This window comes from Desulforudis sp. DRI-14 (assembly GCF_052618305.1).
Map to the genome: position 1 here is coordinate 1 of NZ_JBQXEZ010000033.1, position 16,496 is coordinate 16,496.

At 57.4% G+C, this 16,496-nt stretch carries 24 protein-coding genes; 11 read left to right on the forward strand and 13 right to left on the reverse strand.

Annotation, left to right across the window (positions count from 1 at the left end):
- The first annotated feature begins 176 nt into the window (after positions 1-176).
- From ACUM6F_RS12005 to ACUM6F_RS12020, 4 genes are all read left to right on the forward strand, one after another.
- Positions 177-1,415: a Ger(x)C family spore germination protein gene (locus ACUM6F_RS12005; protein WP_445349374.1), complete on the forward strand. Its 1,239-nt coding sequence runs from the start codon at positions 177-179 to the stop codon at positions 1,413-1,415.
- Positions 1,416-1,503: 88 nt separating this feature from the next.
- Positions 1,504-1,737 carry a hypothetical protein gene (locus ACUM6F_RS12010; protein WP_425620917.1) on the forward strand — a complete coding sequence of 78 codons (234 nt, stop codon included), beginning with the start codon at positions 1,504-1,506 and terminating at the stop codon, positions 1,735-1,737.
- A 75-nt stretch (positions 1,738-1,812) separates the two neighbouring features.
- Positions 1,813-2,037 (forward strand): DUF1540 domain-containing protein, encoded by a 225-nt coding sequence (locus tag ACUM6F_RS12015; RefSeq protein ID WP_425620918.1) that lies wholly within the window; start codon positions 1,813-1,815, stop codon positions 2,035-2,037.
- Positions 2,038-2,240: 203 nt separating this feature from the next.
- Positions 2,241-2,378, forward strand: coding sequence for a hypothetical protein (locus ACUM6F_RS12020; protein ID WP_445349375.1), 138 nt, complete (start codon positions 2,241-2,243; stop codon positions 2,376-2,378).
- 42 nt (positions 2,379-2,420) lie between these two features.
- On the opposite strand, the gene ACUM6F_RS12025 is transcribed toward ACUM6F_RS12020, so the two are convergent.
- The 6 genes from ACUM6F_RS12025 to ACUM6F_RS12050 all read right to left on the reverse strand — a co-directional run bounded on the left by ACUM6F_RS12025 (position 2,421) and on the right by ACUM6F_RS12050 (position 5,281).
- Complete coding sequence (locus ACUM6F_RS12025) at positions 2,421-2,579, reverse strand: hypothetical protein (RefSeq protein ID WP_425620919.1); 159 nt, start codon at positions 2,577-2,579, stop codon at positions 2,421-2,423.
- A gap of 33 nt (positions 2,580-2,612) precedes the next feature.
- Complete coding sequence (locus ACUM6F_RS12030) at positions 2,613-2,780, reverse strand: hypothetical protein (protein ID WP_425620920.1); 168 nt, start codon at positions 2,778-2,780, stop codon at positions 2,613-2,615.
- A 292-nt stretch (positions 2,781-3,072) separates the two neighbouring features.
- Positions 3,073-3,267 (reverse strand): hypothetical protein, encoded by a 195-nt coding sequence (locus ACUM6F_RS12035; protein WP_445349376.1) that lies wholly within the window; start codon positions 3,265-3,267, stop codon positions 3,073-3,075.
- A gap of 114 nt (positions 3,268-3,381) precedes the next feature.
- A complete protein-coding gene (locus ACUM6F_RS12040; RefSeq protein ID WP_425620921.1) occupies positions 3,382-3,693 on the reverse strand; it encodes a hypothetical protein in 312 nt (103 codons plus the stop codon).
- 270 nt (positions 3,694-3,963) lie between these two features.
- The gene (locus tag ACUM6F_RS12045) at positions 3,964-4,935 is read right to left on the reverse strand and encodes an NAD(P)H-dependent flavin oxidoreductase (protein ID WP_426377437.1); all 972 of its coding nucleotides are present in this window, start codon (positions 4,933-4,935) and stop codon (positions 3,964-3,966) included.
- A gap of 112 nt (positions 4,936-5,047) precedes the next feature.
- Positions 5,048-5,281, reverse strand: coding sequence for a hypothetical protein (locus tag ACUM6F_RS12050; RefSeq protein WP_425620922.1), 234 nt, complete (start codon positions 5,279-5,281; stop codon positions 5,048-5,050).
- A gap of 539 nt (positions 5,282-5,820) precedes the next feature.
- Between ACUM6F_RS12050 and ACUM6F_RS12055 the strand changes: the two genes are divergently transcribed.
- Positions 5,821-6,420, forward strand: coding sequence for a superoxide dismutase (locus tag ACUM6F_RS12055; RefSeq protein ID WP_445349377.1), 600 nt, complete (start codon positions 5,821-5,823; stop codon positions 6,418-6,420).
- Here the strand turns inward: ACUM6F_RS12055 and ACUM6F_RS12060 are convergent.
- A complete protein-coding gene (locus tag ACUM6F_RS12060; protein WP_445349378.1) occupies positions 6,386-6,514 on the reverse strand; it encodes a hypothetical protein in 129 nt (42 codons plus the stop codon). The two genes, ACUM6F_RS12055 and ACUM6F_RS12060, sit on opposite strands and share 35 nt — an antisense overlap.
- On the reverse strand, positions 6,511-7,098 hold the full coding sequence (locus ACUM6F_RS12065; protein ID WP_445349379.1) for an HD domain-containing protein: 588 nt from the start codon (positions 7,096-7,098) through the stop codon (positions 6,511-6,513). Before ACUM6F_RS12065 ends, ACUM6F_RS12060 begins: the two co-directional genes overlap by 4 nt.
- A gap of 191 nt (positions 7,099-7,289) precedes the next feature.
- Between ACUM6F_RS12065 and ACUM6F_RS12070 the strand changes: the two genes are divergently transcribed.
- Positions 7,290-8,231, forward strand: a complete 942-nt coding sequence (locus ACUM6F_RS12070) for a DMT family transporter (RefSeq protein ID WP_445349380.1) — start codon at positions 7,290-7,292, stop codon at positions 8,229-8,231.
- Between the two features lie 210 nt (positions 8,232-8,441).
- Here the strand turns inward: ACUM6F_RS12070 and ACUM6F_RS12075 are convergent, their stop codons facing one another.
- On the reverse strand, positions 8,442-9,389 hold the full coding sequence (locus ACUM6F_RS12075) for a GTPase (protein ID WP_445349381.1): 948 nt from the start codon (positions 9,387-9,389) through the stop codon (positions 8,442-8,444).
- Positions 9,390-9,571: 182 nt separating this feature from the next.
- On the opposite strand from ACUM6F_RS12075, the gene ACUM6F_RS12080 reads away from it, so the two are divergent.
- Entirely contained in the window at positions 9,572-10,234 is a 663-nt protein-coding gene (locus ACUM6F_RS12080) for a YkgJ family cysteine cluster protein (protein WP_445349386.1), read from the forward strand.
- Positions 10,235-10,303: 69 nt separating this feature from the next.
- A complete protein-coding gene (gene ychF / locus ACUM6F_RS12085) occupies positions 10,304-11,380 on the forward strand; it encodes a redox-regulated ATPase YchF (protein ID WP_445349382.1) in 1,077 nt (358 codons plus the stop codon).
- Positions 11,381-12,157: 777 nt separating this feature from the next.
- Here the strand turns inward: ychF and ACUM6F_RS12090 are convergent.
- Complete coding sequence (locus ACUM6F_RS12090) at positions 12,158-12,355, reverse strand: hypothetical protein (protein ID WP_426377439.1); 198 nt, start codon at positions 12,353-12,355, stop codon at positions 12,158-12,160.
- A gap of 5 nt (positions 12,356-12,360) precedes the next feature.
- Positions 12,361-12,621: a hypothetical protein gene (locus ACUM6F_RS12095; RefSeq protein WP_425620928.1), complete on the reverse strand. Its 261-nt coding sequence runs from the start codon at positions 12,619-12,621 to the stop codon at positions 12,361-12,363.
- A 108-nt stretch (positions 12,622-12,729) separates the two neighbouring features.
- On the opposite strand from ACUM6F_RS12095, the gene ACUM6F_RS12100 reads away from it, so the two are divergent.
- Together ACUM6F_RS12100 and ACUM6F_RS12105 are read left to right on the forward strand one after the other, a co-directional pair.
- A complete protein-coding gene (locus ACUM6F_RS12100; RefSeq protein WP_445349383.1) occupies positions 12,730-13,431 on the forward strand; it encodes a YetF domain-containing protein in 702 nt (233 codons plus the stop codon).
- Between the two features lie 161 nt (positions 13,432-13,592).
- Complete coding sequence (locus ACUM6F_RS12105; RefSeq protein ID WP_425620930.1) at positions 13,593-13,973, forward strand: DUF4363 family protein; 381 nt, start codon at positions 13,593-13,595, stop codon at positions 13,971-13,973.
- A 102-nt stretch (positions 13,974-14,075) separates the two neighbouring features.
- Here the strand turns inward: ACUM6F_RS12105 and thrC are convergent, their stop codons facing one another.
- On the reverse strand, positions 14,076-15,581 hold the full coding sequence (thrC, locus tag ACUM6F_RS12110; protein ID WP_445349384.1) for a threonine synthase: 1,506 nt from the start codon (positions 15,579-15,581) through the stop codon (positions 14,076-14,078).
- Positions 15,582-15,733: 152 nt separating this feature from the next.
- Positions 15,734-15,991 (reverse strand): hypothetical protein, encoded by a 258-nt coding sequence (locus ACUM6F_RS12115; protein WP_425620932.1) that lies wholly within the window; start codon positions 15,989-15,991, stop codon positions 15,734-15,736.
- A 264-nt stretch (positions 15,992-16,255) separates the two neighbouring features.
- Here ACUM6F_RS12115 and ACUM6F_RS12120 point away from each other — a divergent pair, with 264 nt between their 5' ends.
- The gene (locus ACUM6F_RS12120; protein WP_445349385.1) at positions 16,256-16,447 is read left to right on the forward strand and encodes a hypothetical protein; all 192 of its coding nucleotides are present in this window, start codon (positions 16,256-16,258) and stop codon (positions 16,445-16,447) included.
- Positions 16,448-16,496 lie beyond the last annotated feature (49 nt).

A 16,496-nucleotide genomic window follows, 5' to 3' on the forward strand; every position in this document is an offset into this window, starting at 1 on the left:
TCGCTTGCGGGGATAAACCCAGACCCGAATAGCAAGGGCCGTTTTTCAGGGTAGATGTTGGATATTGGAAGTTGGAGTCGGGAAATTCAGAAGAGTGGGAGCAGGAAATCAGAAGTGGTATCACTCACCTCTAACTTCTCACCTCACACCTCTCGCACGGGGGGTGCAACCAGATAGTGGTTGATAGGAACAGGATATCCGTATTGGTAATCTTCGTTTTGTCATTGATGATTATGACGTGCGTTGGGTGCTGGGACAAGAAAGAGGCCGAGGACCTGGGCTATGTCCGGGCGACCGCCGTCGACCGGGCGCCGGGGGGGAAGGTCCGCCTGATCGCCCAGGTACCCAACCCGCGCGCTCTCGGAGGCGGCGGGGGAATGGCGGGAGTTACTCCCGGAGCGAGCATTCCCGCCAAGCCCTACCGCAATTACGAAGGCGAGGGAGCGACCGTTTTTAACGCCATACGGGAGATATCGCTTCATTCCCCCCGGCAGCTCTTCTGGGCGCAGAACGGATTGGTCATCTTTTCCGAAGGACTGGCACGGCAAGGTATCGACCAGCACTTGGATTTCTTTGAGCGGAGTATGGAGATCCGGCGGCGCCTCAACCATGTCCTGGTTACTCCGAGCGAGTTGTCCTTGCTGCTGGATATCCCCGGTACGCAAGAGAGTATTCCGGCAGGCAGAATGGAAGAAATCATAAGGAAGAACAACATACTGTCTTCACGTTTTGCCGTCGTTAACCTCAGTGAATTTCTCAAAATGCTGGCCGCTGAAGGGCAGGATGCGTACTGCGGGGTAGTGCGGGTATTGCGTAACCCCACCCGTCCCGGCATAGTGCAGCAACCGAACGCGCCGGAGCCCGTCTTCATCCTCGAACTGAGCGGTGCTGCCGCCTTTCGGGGGGACCGTTTCGCCGGTTATCTCACCGAGCGGGAAACGCGCGGCGTACAGTGGGCCCAAAACAAGGTTCAAGGTGGCGCTGTTACCGTTCCCAGCCCTTCTGGGGGCGGACGGGTAACTCTGGAGATTATTGCTGGTGGGAAGAGCCGGATCATGCCGGACATCCAGGACGGGAGGCTCCTGGCTACGGTAGAGGTCAGGGGGGTCGAGGCCGATGTCGCCCAGAGCGAGGGCACGCTGGACCTGACCCGCCCCGAGGCGGTCGAGGCTTTGAACCGGGCCCTGGCGCAGGCTGTCGAGCAGGAAATAACGGCGGCGGCCGACAAGGCCCAGGAACTCGGCTCCGATGTTCTCGGGGTGGGAGCGGCCTTCCACCGGAAGTTCCCGCGGGAGTGGCGGGAGATGAAAGACAGCTGGCCGGAAATCTTCCCCGGCGTCGAAATCACGGCTCGTGCCGAGGCTTCGGTCCGGCGCACCGGCTTCATCGAGAAGGGCATAGGGGTCAAACCTTAAGTTTTCTTAAATTCTTTTAAAAAGAGCCTGACCCTAATAAATGTGAAAAACCTGAAGGTCCGACCCCATGATCGAGAGGCGAGATGTATTGAACCTGTTTCTTCTGTTTCTGTTGTTCGTGTCCATCATCGCTTTTGAAGTGCCGAAACTCGTCCGCCAGAGAATGTATCGTGAACTCTGGGCCTTCGCCGGGGTTACTTTCATTGCCATGGTGCTGAGCTTCGGGGTGGCGCTCAAGCTGCCCGTCCCCAACATTACCAAAGGGATTGAGGCCGTGGTCCGGCCTGTGTACCTGGCCTTTCAGCATCTGCTTACACAGTGAATCCACCCCGCATTCCATGTAAGATGCGCGCTTTAGGGGCATACTAAGACAAATCCATTCCAGGAGGTAGGAACAGTGAGCGTTCATTGCACCGTCAGCAACTGCCAGTGGTGGGGCCAGGGCAACCATTGCATGGCCGAGGGGATTCTCATCACCAGCGACACTTTGGCCAACCGTCTTGAAGACAAGTGGGACTACCCGCACACCGACCAGATCGTGCAGATGAACAAGGGCACGACCCCGGTAAACACCTGCATGGAATCGTGTTGCAAGACCTTCGTTCATCAGAAGAAAGGTTAAGCAGCGCCCCGCAGCAAATGTTTCCGCCTGGTCCGGCGGTTGCAAGCCGGCCAGGCCTTTTTTCTCCCTAATGTAAGTCTTCCAGCGGGTCGGTGACTTCCCGCGCCCCGAGGCCGGACGCATGTTCCGGGTAAGGCCGTTGCTTTGGACCAAACACTTCATCATACCGCTCTATGAACTGATATGGAAACGGAGGAACTGCGATGTCGGCCATACTATCCGGAATCCTGGGGGCACTACCCACAACCAAAGAAATCTCCGCCGGCGAAGCCCACATGCTCTGGGAAAACCTTACTATACAGTATGACATTCTGGAACTCAGCCTCTTTTTTAGAAGCTGACACCGAATTCAAGGTGCTGCTGACCCAAGACTGGAGAGAACGTTAACTTCGCAGATCAACAAGCTGGAGCAGCTGCTCCATGAGCACGGGGTGCCTCTGCCGGAGCGCCCGCCCGAGGACGTCGGTGATGAGCGGCGGCAGCGGCGGCAAAGAACTGATCTTCCGGACAATCCTGCGCGGGATGCAGGAGTGTATTAACATACACTGACCTCAGACTTCCGGCATCTGACTTCCTTATGGGCGAGGACCATCGATTTCATCGTTGGTCCCCAGGTTTTCACCCTTGACGTCGATCTCGTTAATGCCCGCCACGTCGTCACGCTTGAGGTCGGTGGGACCTTTAACGAAGTTCTTGCGAATCTTCAGGTCGCCGCCCTTCGGCACGTCCTTGTCCTTTTTCATGTTCTTACCTCCTAAGTAGAAATCATAAGCTGCTAAGCGATCGAGAAGATGCTAAAATTCGAACCTTTCAAAAACGAGCATGACGAGGAAGACAGCGCCGGACGGCGCGGAGCGTACTGAAAAGGATGTCGGATGCCTGAAGTCAGAGATCTGACAAAGAAACAATTACTCCGAGGCCGATAACGATCCGGCTGGTGGTAGTGCCGCTCAAGCCGTTCTCACCTCCCGCAAAGGCGTTGGCGTAAGATTTGAGTGAGCTTTCTTCAAGTAAGTTGCCCTAAAACATAAAAATTTATGGCCGAGGTTCGATGGGCTCGCCGCCGGGACCCCTCCCGGGATAGCTGTTGGGTTCGAAGGGCGTGCTTCCGGAAGGGTCGGGGGCCGCGTTGTAGTCCCAGTAGTCGCCGATGGCCTCGTGGGTGGTCCGGCAGGCCTGCCCGCCGCTGGGCGTGGCCGATTGCTTGTCGCGCCGCGGGTTTTTCTTCACAGTTGTCGCCTCCACGTAAGTCTTGTATTAGACTGCCCGCTCGAAAGAACGATATACAGTGCCTCAAAGCCCGAAAAGCCGCCTTTTTTAAGTAAGGCGGCTTTTCGGCCAAAGTTATTGCAGCGGCACGTACAGGGCGTTTTCCTGGTCGTTGTAGTGCGCTTCGTACTTGCCTTTGGTGCGGATGTCGAAATGTTTGAAGAACCCTTTGGCGTGAATCTTCGTTTTCTTCAAGTTGAGACCGTCTTCGCTGGGCCTAATGCGAATGGTCTTGGTGTCCGGGTCAAAGGCCAGCTCGAAGCGGTCGCCTTTAACGTATTTCCTCGCCAGTTTGTTTAAAACGATCGAGGATTTTGACAGGGATACCGTGGGTTTGGGTTCTCTCCGCGGACCGCGTTCCTTGGGCGTGTACACCTGAAAAGCCATTTGCTTACCTCCCGATGGTTAATTTTCTTAAGTTACCAATATTATGTCCATGCGCCGGCCTTTTAAACATTAGTTTAAGAAAACGCTCAATATCCGTATTTCGATCGAGGTTGAGTATTTGCTTAAAAATCCGTCGATTAAGCTTCCTAATATTGATTAAGCCTGTAAAGAAGTTATAGATACAAAAGCCCAAAGCGGTTTTACATAACGCTCTGGGCTTTCTGGGGGCAACGCTTCTAATTATCGGGAACAGTGCTCTATTCAGCAGAGTTATTTAATCGGTTGCAGGGCGGCTCCTTCGATTGCGGCTTTGTATTCCGCGATGAGTTTGGCGAAAATCGCTTTGACGGGCAGGATTTCCTTAATGCGGTGCACGTTTTGTCCGCAGAAGACGACACCCTCGTCAACGTTGCCCTTCTGGCTGTTGTCCAGGGCGCGGATGATGCAGTAGTCCTTGGAGCAAACCTTCAGGCATTTTTCGCATTCCCTGGGCTTGGGAGCCTCGTCGCGCATGATCTTTTCCACGAAGGCGTTCCTGAGGGCCCGTCCGGGCATGCCTACCGGGCTTTTGATCACGACGACATCTTCGGCGGTGGCCTCCAGGTACTTTTGCTTGAAGGCGTCGGCAACGGTACATTCTTCGCTCAGGACGAAACGCGTGGCGAGCTGAACGCCGTCCGCACCCAGGCGGATCATTTCCGCGATGTCGGCGCCGGTGACCATGCCTCCGGCCGCGATCACCGGAATGTCGACGGTCTGCTTGATTTCCGGGATGATCTCCTTAACCGAGCGGTCGGTGCCCAGGTGGCCTCCCGCCTCGCAGCCTTCAGCCACTACGGCTGCGGCGCCTTGTTTCTCGGCCAGCCTGGCCAGCCTGGCGGAAGAGACAATGGAGACGATGGGGATGCCGGCCTCCTTGCCCCAGGCGAAAACGTCCCGGGAAAAACCGGCGCCGGTAAAGACGATATCGATCTTTTCTTCGATGGCCGCCTTGACAAGAGCGGCGAATTCCCGCACGGCGAACATAACATTGACGCCGATGATGCCCCGGCTCAGGCTCCGGGCCTTCCTGATTTCCGCCCTGAGTTCCTCCAGGGCCATGCCGGTGGCCCCGATCACGCCGATGCCGCCGGCGTTGGCCACCGCCGCGGCGAGGGGCGCCGTCGAAACCCTGAGGGCCATGCCTCCCTGGATGATGGGGTAACGGGGCAGGAGCCGGCCGATCTGCAGTTTTGGAAACACTTCTTCATTCCCGCTTTCCAAACTAATGTTACAATGTTTACGCTAAATGTGCACAGGCTAACGAAATTCGTTGTATCTCTATAGATTCCTCTACGAAAATCTACCCATTTTTTTATTGTGGCGTTTTTTGTTTCTTAAATTCGGATCTCAAGGTCTGGGCCAGGATGCCGGCGACCGTGCCCATAAGCATGGAGCCCAGCATGAAATAAAGCGGGAGATCGGCGGCTTTGGGCGGCAAGGTCCCGCCGCTTTGGGCGATCAGGTGGCCTTTCAGCCAGAGGCCTCCTATGAAGACAGGGGAGACGAACAGCATCGCCAGCAGATAAACTGCAATCTTGCCGAACATGCAAAACACCTTCTTAATGGCATTCAACATTCAGCGCTCAGCATTCAGGCAAGGATTAAACCCCGTAATCTGAGTGCTGACAGCTAAGCGCTAAGTGCGGGGCGAAGCCCGTTTCTGAGCGCTGAGAGCTAATAAATAATCCCGCGGTTTGCAGCCGCGGGACATTCGTTCTTCCGCTGGGGGCATTACTACGTGTTCCCCAGCCTTACCACGGAGCCGGTACAGGTGGAGACTGCACCGTGAACCATTTCCCCCGCTTCTCCACTCGGGTGGTCCCCGGTCGTGCTCAAGACCGGTTGCTTATATATCATACCACCGATTGAACAGATATTCAAGCGGTTTGCGTCAACCCGGCGGAAATCACTGGCCGAACCCTTTTTGCTGCCAGAGGAAAACGATCACGATAACCAGGAAGATGATGCGGATGACCCACTGGGTGGTTTTGTTCACCCTGCGCATGGCTGCACCTCCAATCGCGGCTTAGTAAATCGATCCTTTAAGCGTTATAATATCCTAAAATGAGAAAGGACGGTGGTCAAATGCCTCATCAACTGCCGCCTCTACCTTACGCCTACGACGCCCTGGAGCCTTATTACGACGAACAGACGATGCGCCTGCATCACGACGCCCACCACAAGGCTTACGTCGACGGTTTGAACAATGCCGAGGCCAAGCTCGCCGAGGCGAGGGAGAAGGGTGATTTCGCCCTGGTCAAGCACTGGGAGCGCGAGCTGGCGTTCCACGGTTCGGGGCACATCCTGCACACCATGTTCTGGGAAAACATGGCCCCCAACGCCGGCGGCTCCGCCGTAGGGCCGATCGCCGTACAGATTGACCAGGATTTCGGCGGTTACGACGTCTTCAAGAAGCAGTTTTCGGCCGCCGCCGTGGCTGTTGAGGGTTCCGGCTGGGCCGTTCTGGCCTGGAACCCGGGGTTCGGCAAGCTGGTCGTCTTGACGGCCGAAAAACACCAAAACCTGACCCAGTGGGGGGTCGTCCCGCTCCTGGTCTGCGACGTGTGGGAACATGCCTATTACCTCAAATACCAGAACAGACGGGCGGCATGGGTGGAAGCCTGGTGGAACCTCGTCAACTGGGAGGACGTCAACCGCAGGTGGACCGGCTGCGCCGGGCGTTGAGAACGATCCGACCACCAAGACGCCAAGACCGCCGGGTCTTGGCGTTCTTCTCCACCTTGGCGTCCTCGGCGTTCTTGCGGTTGAGAAGCCTCATATCAGTTTAAACCTGTATGTTTCCTGCTCCAGCTCGTCCAGGAAACGCGCCATTTCCTCCCGTCTTTGCTCGCCGAGAGCCTTCCCTTCGGCGGTGACGAGGCTCGCCGGGAGTTCTTCGCTGAACTTCCTGAGGAGCTTAATGGCCGAAGGCAGGTCCGGCGTCCAGTCGTCGAGGCCGACGATCGACAGGATGCGCGCGACGCCGATGGCACCCATGAACTCAAGGACGTCGGCGTCGTGGAAGAACCGCGCCTCCGGCGAGTCGGCGGGAGGGGTGTAGAACATGTGCCCGCGGATGACGGACAGGACCTGGGCAAGCTTGGCTGACGGGAAGCCGAGGGCCGGCAGGAGTTCCCCCGCAACCTGCGCGGAACGCGCGGCGTGGTCGACCCCGTTTTGGCGGAGCGCGGGGTAAGCCCCGAGGTCGTGGATCATGGCCGCCGCCCACAGCACGTCGTCGTCGAGGTCATGCCCGGTTCCGAGCTGCCAGGCCAGCTTATAAACGCGGCTGCAATGAGCCAGGCCCCAGGCCGGGTGGGTTCCTTCTTTGTGTATCAGCCTGTTCAGATTTTCTCTCCACAAAACTGAAACCCCTCCATCGCCCACACACTGTAGGTAGTCCTCTTTCCTCTTTCCTCATCTGCCGCCTAATTCCTCTACCGCCGGGCCAATCCTTTTCCGGCAGGACTGCAAGGCGGGCGTTGACTATCCCCGGCGGACAGGCGACAATGGAGAGAGTTAATAAGGAGGTAAAGAGGTAAAGCGGAGGAAAGATGAAGAACGAGGTCAAGGGCTTTCTCTTTGTAGCGGCGGCGGCGATGCTGTGGGGGCTGGCGGGAACGGTCGCCAAGTACATGTTCAACCAGGACGTCAGGCCGGTTCACGTCGCCGAGATGCGGGCCGTCCTTTCTTTTTTGCTGTTGTTCGTCTATCTCGCGGTCGCAAACCGGAAATGCCTGTGGTTCGCCCGGAGCGACCTGCTGTTTATGGCTGTCTTTGGGATGGTCGGCGTGGCCGGGGTTCAGGTCACCTACCTGATGGCGATCAAGGAGACCAACGTCGCCACGGCCATCTTCCTGCAGTACCTGGCGCCGGCCCTCGTGCTGGTTTATGGGGTTTTGCGGCGTGCGGAGCAGCTCACCCTCTGTAAATTGGCCGCCCTGGCGCTGGCCGTGGGAGGCGGTTACCTCATCGTTACCGGCAAGGTTGGCGGCGGCCTGGCGACGACGCCCTTAGGCCTGGCCTATGGGCTGGCCTCGGCCGCTTTCTTTGCTTTTTATACCCTTTTCGGCAAAAAGGGCCTCGAGAAATACGGCGCCTGGACGCTTACGGTATACGGCTACGGGTTCGCCGCCGTCCTGTGGTGTTTCGTCCAAAACCCTGTGGGGGTATGGCTGGCTTATAACTGGACGGAGCGGCTCTTCTTCGTCTACATCGCCGTTTTTGCCACTGTACTGCCGTTCGGGTTCTTTTTCGAAGGGCTGAAATACTTAAGCCCTACCAAGACCGGGATCATCAGCACCCTGGAGCCGGTGGTCGCCGCCGTCCTGGCCTTCCTCCTCCTGGGCGAGCGCCTGGCCTTGATGCAGATCGCCGGGTGCGGCCTCATCCTGGCGGCCGTAGTGCTGATCCAGACCCGGCCCGGCGCCCCGGAGCAACATGTCAACGAAACCGTAGGCGACAGATCCGAACTGAGCGCCGGGACTAAGCATTGAGCACTGAGACGAAGAACCGCTCAGGATGCCAGGAAGCGCAGAAACCCTCTTATTACAAACCGCCAAGGTCGCCAAGACCGCCAAGGTGGGAAGAGGACCATACCGCAGTCAGGATCGCCAAGAGGCGGGCTAAGTTATCCCGCCCAACGCTCAAAGCCTAATCAGGGTTATTAAAATTAGGTATTGACATAGAAGGTCCAATGCCCAACGCTAGGTTACATGCAGTTCGACGACATCCCTGTCGGCCAGCACATAATCTCTGGGAACGGTCTGGCCTTCGAACCTGGCGGAGCCCCAGATGCGGGCGAATTTCAGGCGGGCGGGGAAGTCGCGGTGGATGGCCGCGGCCAGGTCGAGCACGGTGCTTCCGGCCTTCAGGTAGAACGGGGCGGTCATGTCGGCCGGCTTGCCGGGCGTTTTGCCGAAGACCCTGATGACCCCCAGGCTCCGGAAGACCAGGGGGCGCAGGTCTTCCAGGCCCGTGCCTCTGGCCGCCGAGACCGGGATGATCTCCGGGTCGGGCCGCAGCTCCCGGATGACCGCCAGGTTTGACGGGGCATCGGGATGGTCCATCTTGTTGGCGATGACGAGGTACGGTTTGGCAAGCAGTCTCTTCTTGGCCAGGAAATCGAGGCAGGTCTCGAGCTGTTCCAGGCAGTCGGACGCGCCGATGTCGATGACCACGAGGAGCGCGTCGGCGGCCCTCAGGGTCTGCATCATTCCGGGGACCACCCCTTCCTCCGTGAAAGGGGGCGTGTCGACGAGCTGAACGAGAGCCTCTTCGTAGGGCATCATCCCGGCCAGAGGGACGGCGGTGGTGAACGGGTAGTCGGCCACCTTGGCCTTGGCCCGCGTCAGAGCGCAGATCAGGGCCGACTTGCCGGTGTTGGGGAAGCCGAAGAGGACGGCTTGGCCGGCACCCTGGCGCTCAACGTAAAAGGGGTCGGCTCCGCCGGTTTTGCTTTTCCTTTTTTGCTCCTGTTCTTCCCGCAGTTTGGACAGGCGGCGCTTGAGATCGGCCTGGAGCTTTTCAGTCCCCTTGTGCTTGGGGATGACGGCCAGCATCTCCTGCAAGGCCTCGATCTTTTCCTCCGTCGTGGTGGCCGCCTTGAATGCCTCTTCCGCAGCGTAGTACTGCGGCGTCAGATTCGCCGGCATTTGACCGCACCTCGCCCCAATCGGCTGACTGATCTTTCAATCACCATTTTACCGGTTCGGCCTCGGGACGTATACTTAATTTAGTCGTCGGTCGTCGGTCGTCAGTCGTCGGCCTCGAAGGAATTCGCTGCAATCAGGGTCAGGCCTTCCTAACGCCTTAAGAGGGATCGGTATTGGACAAGGTGATCGTCAGCGCCAAAAAGATAAGCGATGTAACAGGATATGATGTGGCCATTGCGGACCCGGAAGCAACCGTCCAGGATTACCTCAACGCCTTGAACGAGGCCATTGAAAACCTGGGGCTCCACCGGGGCCGCGCCCGCCGCAGGACGTGCAAGGGTTGTGACCTGTGCTGCGCCGAACGGCTTCCCCTCACCGTCATCGACGTCCTGCGGCTCAGGGCGGAAACGGCGCCGGACGCCGCCCTTAACGCGTGGCTTGAGCGTTATGCCCACGTGCTGGCGGAGGGCCCGGTAGTGGACATCACGATGAGCCGACCTATTGACGGGCGCTGTTGCCTGCTGGACAGGGCTAGCCGGACTTGCCGCCTTTACAGCGCGCGCCCGCTGGTGTGCCAGACCTTCATCTGCAGCCCTCAGACTAAACGGGCCAGGCGGCTGCGAGATCTGATAGTCAACAAGGGGGAGGACCAATTAGTGAGGGAATGGCTGCTCGAAGCCCGCAGGACCGGTAGCGATCCCGTTATCCATGAGGGTTACAACGCGGCGCCCCGTCTGAAAGATTACCCGCCGACGCCGTTCGAGGGCAAAGAGAAATACAGTCAAATCCTGCTGAGGGATATATGCACCCCGGGCTTGTGGAAGGAACTGACGCTTCGCTTGTAGGGTGCGAGTGCAGGGTGGTATTCTGTAGACCAGGTGTAAAAACAACCTTGATTGGAGTGAACTTCAGCCATGTTGATCGGTCTGGTGGGGCTGCCCCTGGCAGGCAAGACGACTCTTTTTAACCTGTTGACCGGGTCGGATTTGCCCACAGGTCCTTTTTCGGGAGGCGGCGTCAACACCGGCATGGCCGACGTGCCGGACAAGAGGATCGACTACCTGTCGTCGCTGTACAAGCCGCGCAAAACGGTATATGCCCGGATCCAGTTTAAGGACATCCCCGGCGTGCAGAGCGGGGCCGGACCCGGGGCTGCCGGCAAATTTCTGGAAGAGGTCTGCACCGCCGACCTGTTGGTCCAGGTTGTGCGCGCGTTTGCGTCGGATGAGGTGCCTCACATCTCCGGCACGGTGGATCCGATGAGGGACGTGGCGGATTTTCAAACCGAACTGCTCCTGGCCGACATGGGCGTTATCGAGAGACGTATCGAGCGTATCAAGGGCGGGAAGAAGCCGCCCAAGACGGCCGCCGTCGAGCTGGACGTGCTGCAGCGCTACCTTGCGGCGCTTGAGGCCGAACGGCCGGTAAGCAGCGTTGAGCTTTCCGAGGAAGAGGCCGAGGTCATGACGGTTTATAATTTCCTGACCGAAAAGCCGGTGATCCTGGCCGTCAACCTGGACGAAGAACAGCTGCGTTCGGGAACGTACCCCCGACGGGACGAACTGGAGGCCTACGCGGGCGAAAGGGGTTTCCCGGTCGTAGAAGTCAGTGCCCAGGTGGAAAAAGAGATCAACGAACTCCTCCCTGAAGACAGAGCGGAGTTTATGGCCGATCTCGGGCTTTCCGAATCGGGACTTGCGCGTCTGGCCCGCGTGGCCTACGACTACCTTGGCCTGATTTCCTTTTTCACAGTCGGCGAGGATGAGGTCCGTGCCTGGACCATACGCAAGGGGACAGCGGCTCGGAGGGCTGCCGGAAAGGTACACTCGGACATTGAGCGCGGGTTCATCAGGGCCGAGGTCTTCCACTACGACGACCTCTACGAGCTGGGCAGCCCGGCCAAGGTCAAGGAGAAGGGCCTGTTTCGTCTGGAAGGCAAGGAGTATGTGGTGAAGGACGGGGACATCATCAACTTCCGCTTTAACATCTAGAAGAGTGCTGCAAAAGCCAAGACACTGGTTTTGGTACAGACGTCTTTCAGGATACGACCGTCCTTTGGAAGTTACCCTTAAGACCGCTCAAAAAGAGGTCCGAGGCAAGAGGTCAGAGGTCGGTTACGGGAAGCGATCGCTTCGCGATTGCAAGTCTATAATCCTTAGCAATCGCTCTGCGGATTTCATCAGGTCAGATTTCTGACTTCTGGCATCCGACATCCTTTTTGCCAGGCGCAGTTTTTCAGCGGTCTCCTAGGGGTGGCAGAATCCTGAAGGCGGGGTGAGAAAATCGTAAAGAAGAAAACGATCTACTGTTCCGTCAGAAGAAGCTGGACTCGCAAGCCGGGGACCCAGGTCGTCCCGAACAAGAAGAGATACACCCGCAAGCGCGACAAAGAAATCCTGAGGAAAGAGAAGGACCTGTCGGGCGACGACGACAGGCCCTTCTCTTTCTAATGCCAAAGAACGCCAAGGGTGCTAAGAGGAAAAGTAACGGGATTAGGAATTCAACCGCCAAGGTCGCCAAGAACGCCAAGGGGAACCTGGATGGTATTCTGAGTTTAACCCAAGGCATCATAGGTTTCAAAAATCCTTTGGCCTGGCTTCTTGGACTCTCGGCGATCATTGTCGTTTTAGATATTTCCTGGCGTCTTGGCGGTTATTGCTTAATGCTCCTCCGGCCTCCGACTTCCGACCTCCGTTGAACAGCCCGGTGCAATTCGCCTTAGCGAGTTGCTTCGCGTCCGACCTCCGACTTCCGACTTCCGACCTCCTTCATGGTCGGTCTCCCCGCGACAGTATCAATTCGGCGGCCTTTTTCTGCGATGCGGCCGCCTCGCCGACCGCTCTCCCCATGATGGTGCGCAGGGTGTTGTCCATGATCTCGGTCTGAATCAAAGCATAGGCCAAAGCTGCCATCCGGGCGTCCTTTTCATAATCCTGCAGCATGTCCATATCGGTAAACTTCATCACTAAAGTCACTCCCTGGTCATGCTCTCGTAGTAGTCTTGAAGAAGAAGCTTGGATTTTTGCAGTTTTTTGCTTTCTTCCCTGAAAAAGTCGGCGATCTCTTTGTTTTCGCAATTACCGGCGTAAAAATCGCACTTGCGTGCGGCGACCTCCGTTTCGCTGATCACCTTGACCAGATAAGCTCCTTCCTTGATTCTCTGCACCGTGGTAGGGTCGAACTCTCTTAATTCCGGTTGATTTCGGTTGATGAGCTGAAAGAGATTAAACAATGGCGAACCCTCCTCGCGATAATTAGGTTGTTCAACGGGTGTGTCATTTATTCGGGCCGGTAATTCTCTTCTTTTGCATAAACGGGCGCCGAGGCTGGAAGCATGAAAATGGAATTAACGATAAAGGATGGATTTTTCATGCTCCTGGTTCTCGTGCGAACAATCATCCTTTTTGCGGCCGTCGTGCTCGTCCTGCGCCTGACCGGCAAGCGGGAGGTGGGACAGCTCCAGCCCTTCGAACTGGTGGTCATCATCATGCTTTCCGAACTGGCCTCGATTCCCATCGCCGACACCGATCTGCCGCTGATCAACGGCCTGGTGCCCATCTTCACCCTGCTGGTCGCCCAGGTGCTCCTGTCCTACGCCTCGTTGAAGAGCGAGCGGGCGCGCGGTATCATTTGCGGCAGGCCCAGCATCCTGATCGCGAACGGCAAAATCATGGAAAAGGAAATGTCGAGCATTCGCTACAACATCAACGACTTGCTGGAGCAGCTAAGAGCCAAGAACGTCCCGAACATCGCCGACGTGGAATTCGCCATCCTGGAGACAAACGGTAAGCTTTCCGTGATTCCCAAGTCGCAAAAACGCCCCGTCTGCCCTGAGGATTTGAATATCCCGACGTCATACGAAGGACTGCCCACGACCCTGATCATTGACGGCAACGTCCTTGAGAAAAACCTGAAGCAGATCAATGTCGATACGGGTTGGCTACGGAGCGAACTGGCCAAGTTCGGCATCCAGGATCTAAAAAGAGTCCTTTTCGCCAGCCTGGACACCAACGGGAAGCTGTTCTACCAGGTTAAGTCGTAGCATGCTGCATAGGGAAGCCGGATGCCGGAAGTCTGATGTCAGACCCGAGAAAACCCGTAAGGTCTTTCGTTTGGATCATACTCTGTGATCGTGGAGCGATCACTTCCCGTTCAGACCTCTGACCTCCGGCTTCAGACATCCTTATTGCGAGGGATCAAGGATTGCGTATTGTAGTAACGCTGCTCGTCATCCTGGCCATGGTCATTGGCGCCGGTGTATGGATGGTTCAGGCGCTGGATAAGACGGCTGACGACCTCGTCAAAAGAATAGACCAGATTGAAGCGCAGGTCCGCCAGGAAAAGTGGGACGAGGCCGAACGCACTTTGGCCGGCGTGCGCTCGCGCTGGGCGGAAATGAAGAGGTGGTGGGCGGTTTTCCTCGATCACCAGGAAATCGACAACATCGACTTCACCCTTGTCCGCATTGGGGAATACCTCTGGGCGGAGGACGAAGAGCTGGCGCTTGGCGAGGCGGCGGCGCTGAAAGAAATGGTTAGGCACATTCCTGAGAAGGAAGCCGTGACTCTGGAGAATATTCTTTAGCTTGGACTTAGGACTTAAGACGTAAGACGTAAGGATTTTAAAAAAGGAATTTGGCCGTGGGCCAAATTCCGACCAAATATCTTATGTCCTATGTCCTACTTCCTAATTGCGGCCGATCAGCATTGCCAGGACCGCGTCGCGCATTTCCTCCGGTTCTACGACCCTCGGGTGCAGAACGGGCTTCTTGTCCAGGTCCCGCAGCGCCGGCGGGACGCTCAATCCCGTGGCTTCCGCCAGCATTGACAGCAGTTCGAACTCGCTCTTGCCCGCAACCGTGTCTTCGCCCAGGATGGCCCTGGCCACGCTGGCGTTGAACTTAAACGGGCTGGCCGTGCTGACGATGACCGTCCAGGTCCCGTCGCCCGTCTCTTCCTTGTACCGCTCGTAGACCGCCTTGCCCACGGCGGTGTGGGTGTCGAGGACGTATCCCGTATCCTCATGCACCTTGCGGATCGTTTTCAGGGTCTCGTCGTCGCTGGCCCAGTCCGACCAGAAGAGTTCGGTGATCCTGTACCGCGTACTCCTGTCCACGTCGTAGCGGCCTTTGTCGCGCAGGTCGCTCATCCACCCGGATACCTTCTCGGCGTCGTGGCCGGTCAGCTCGTAGAGCAGGCGCTCGAGGTTGGACGAAACCAGGATGTCCATCGAGGGCGAAATGGTTTTTTCAAATCTGCGGTTCTTGTCGTAAGTGCCGGTGCGGATGAAGTCGGTCAGAACGTTGTTCGTGTTGGCGGCGCAGATCAGCCTGCGCACCGGCAGGCCCATCCGGCGGGCGTAGAACCCGGCCAGGATGTTGCCGAAGTTGCCCGTGGGCACCACGAAGTTGATCTGTTCGCCGGGCGCGATAACCCCGTTTTTAAGAAGATCGGCGTAAGCGGAGAAGTAATAGGCGATCTGGGGAACCAGCCGGCCCCAGTTGATGGAGTTGGCCGACGAGAATTTAAAGTTGTGTTCGGTGAGCTTTTTCACCGTTTCTGGGTCGGTGAAGATGGCCTTCACGCCGGTCTGGGCGTCGTCGAAATTGCCCCGCACGGCGAAAACGCCGACGTTGCCTCCCTCCTGGGTGATCATCTGCAGCTTCTGCACTTCACTGACGCCCTGGTTAGGGAAGAACACGATGATCCTGGTCTTGGGGACGTCCCGGAAACCTTCCAGCGCGGCCTTGCCCGTGTCTCCCGAGGTGGCCACCAGGATGACGATGTCGAACGGCTCGCCGGTCTTGGTCATGGAGCGCTGGAGCAGGTGGGGCAGAATCTGCAGGGCCATGTCCTTGAAGGCCAGCGTCGGCCCGTGCCACAGCTCCAGGTAATGGTCTCCTCCGGCGGTGCGCACGAGCGGGGCGATGGTGGGCGTATCGAATTTCGGCGCGCGGTAGGCGTTCGCCACGCACTCCCTGATTTCGCCGGCCGTAAAGTCGGTGAGGTAAGGCGCCAGCAAGGTCGCGGCCCGGTCCTGGTAGCTCATCCCGGCCATAGCCGCTATCTGTTCCAGGGAGAAGCGGACCCTGCTGTCGGGCACGAAAAGGCCACCGTCGCCGGCGATCCCCTGCTTGATGGCTTCGGCCGAGGTTAAGCCCTTCTGGCCGCCCCTGGTGCTTTCGTATAACATGGTGCTTCCTCCCGGCGGCGACCGTCAAAAACCGCTCATTTTTAGACGGTCGGCGTTTTGCGTTGTGGTGGTGAACTTAATGATAAGCTCATTAAAACATCATGTTATACGGTTAGTAAAGAGGGGAACAGCAAAAGCCCTCCAGTAACCCCTCAATGATGGGGGTCAATGCCGAGGCTCGCCACGCGCAGGGCCGTTCCCGCCGCCCGGTTGAGGTGCCGCAGTCGGGCGAGCGTCTCGGGAGATATATGCTCTTCGAGGCTGATTTGGGCCAGGGTTTCGCCCATCTGCCAGATGAACTTCTGGGCCTCCTTGACGTACTCCCGGACGAGGGCCACGTCGGCGATTCCCTCTTCATCCTCCCGGTTCATTAGGTTGACGCCCAAAAGGTTGATCCACTTCGTGCCCATCTTCTTTCTCCCCGCCTTTTTGGGATTCGAAGCTAGTGTAGGCAGCCCACGGCGTGTTTATAGATGGCCCTAATTTTTTTAGTACGCTCTGTAATACCATAGTTTGCCAATTTAGTACCCCGGTCCTATGCAAACAGGATCATCTGCTCATCCCTTCCTGCCGTACTTAGCCTAAAATGGAACAAACAATCAAGTTCCGGTAATCCTCCTCTAAAATGTTATGACTTTCCTATGCCTGGGACGTTACATCTCGGGGGGCGGGTTATGATTTACGGCTACCACGCTGAGGACAACGGGACAAAGCCCAAAACGCTGTTCTGGCTTGCGGTGATGGTTGTATTGCTGGCTTGTCTTATTTCGTGCGCAAAAGGCAGTGATGGGCTTGCATTTTCCGCCCCTGCTGCCGGCGCCGAGCAGCAGGACTATCCCATTGTGAGTTCTCGAAGTCCATGTTAGACCCTCATCCTGCAAAATGCAGCACCACAGACAATGAAAAACGGTTACA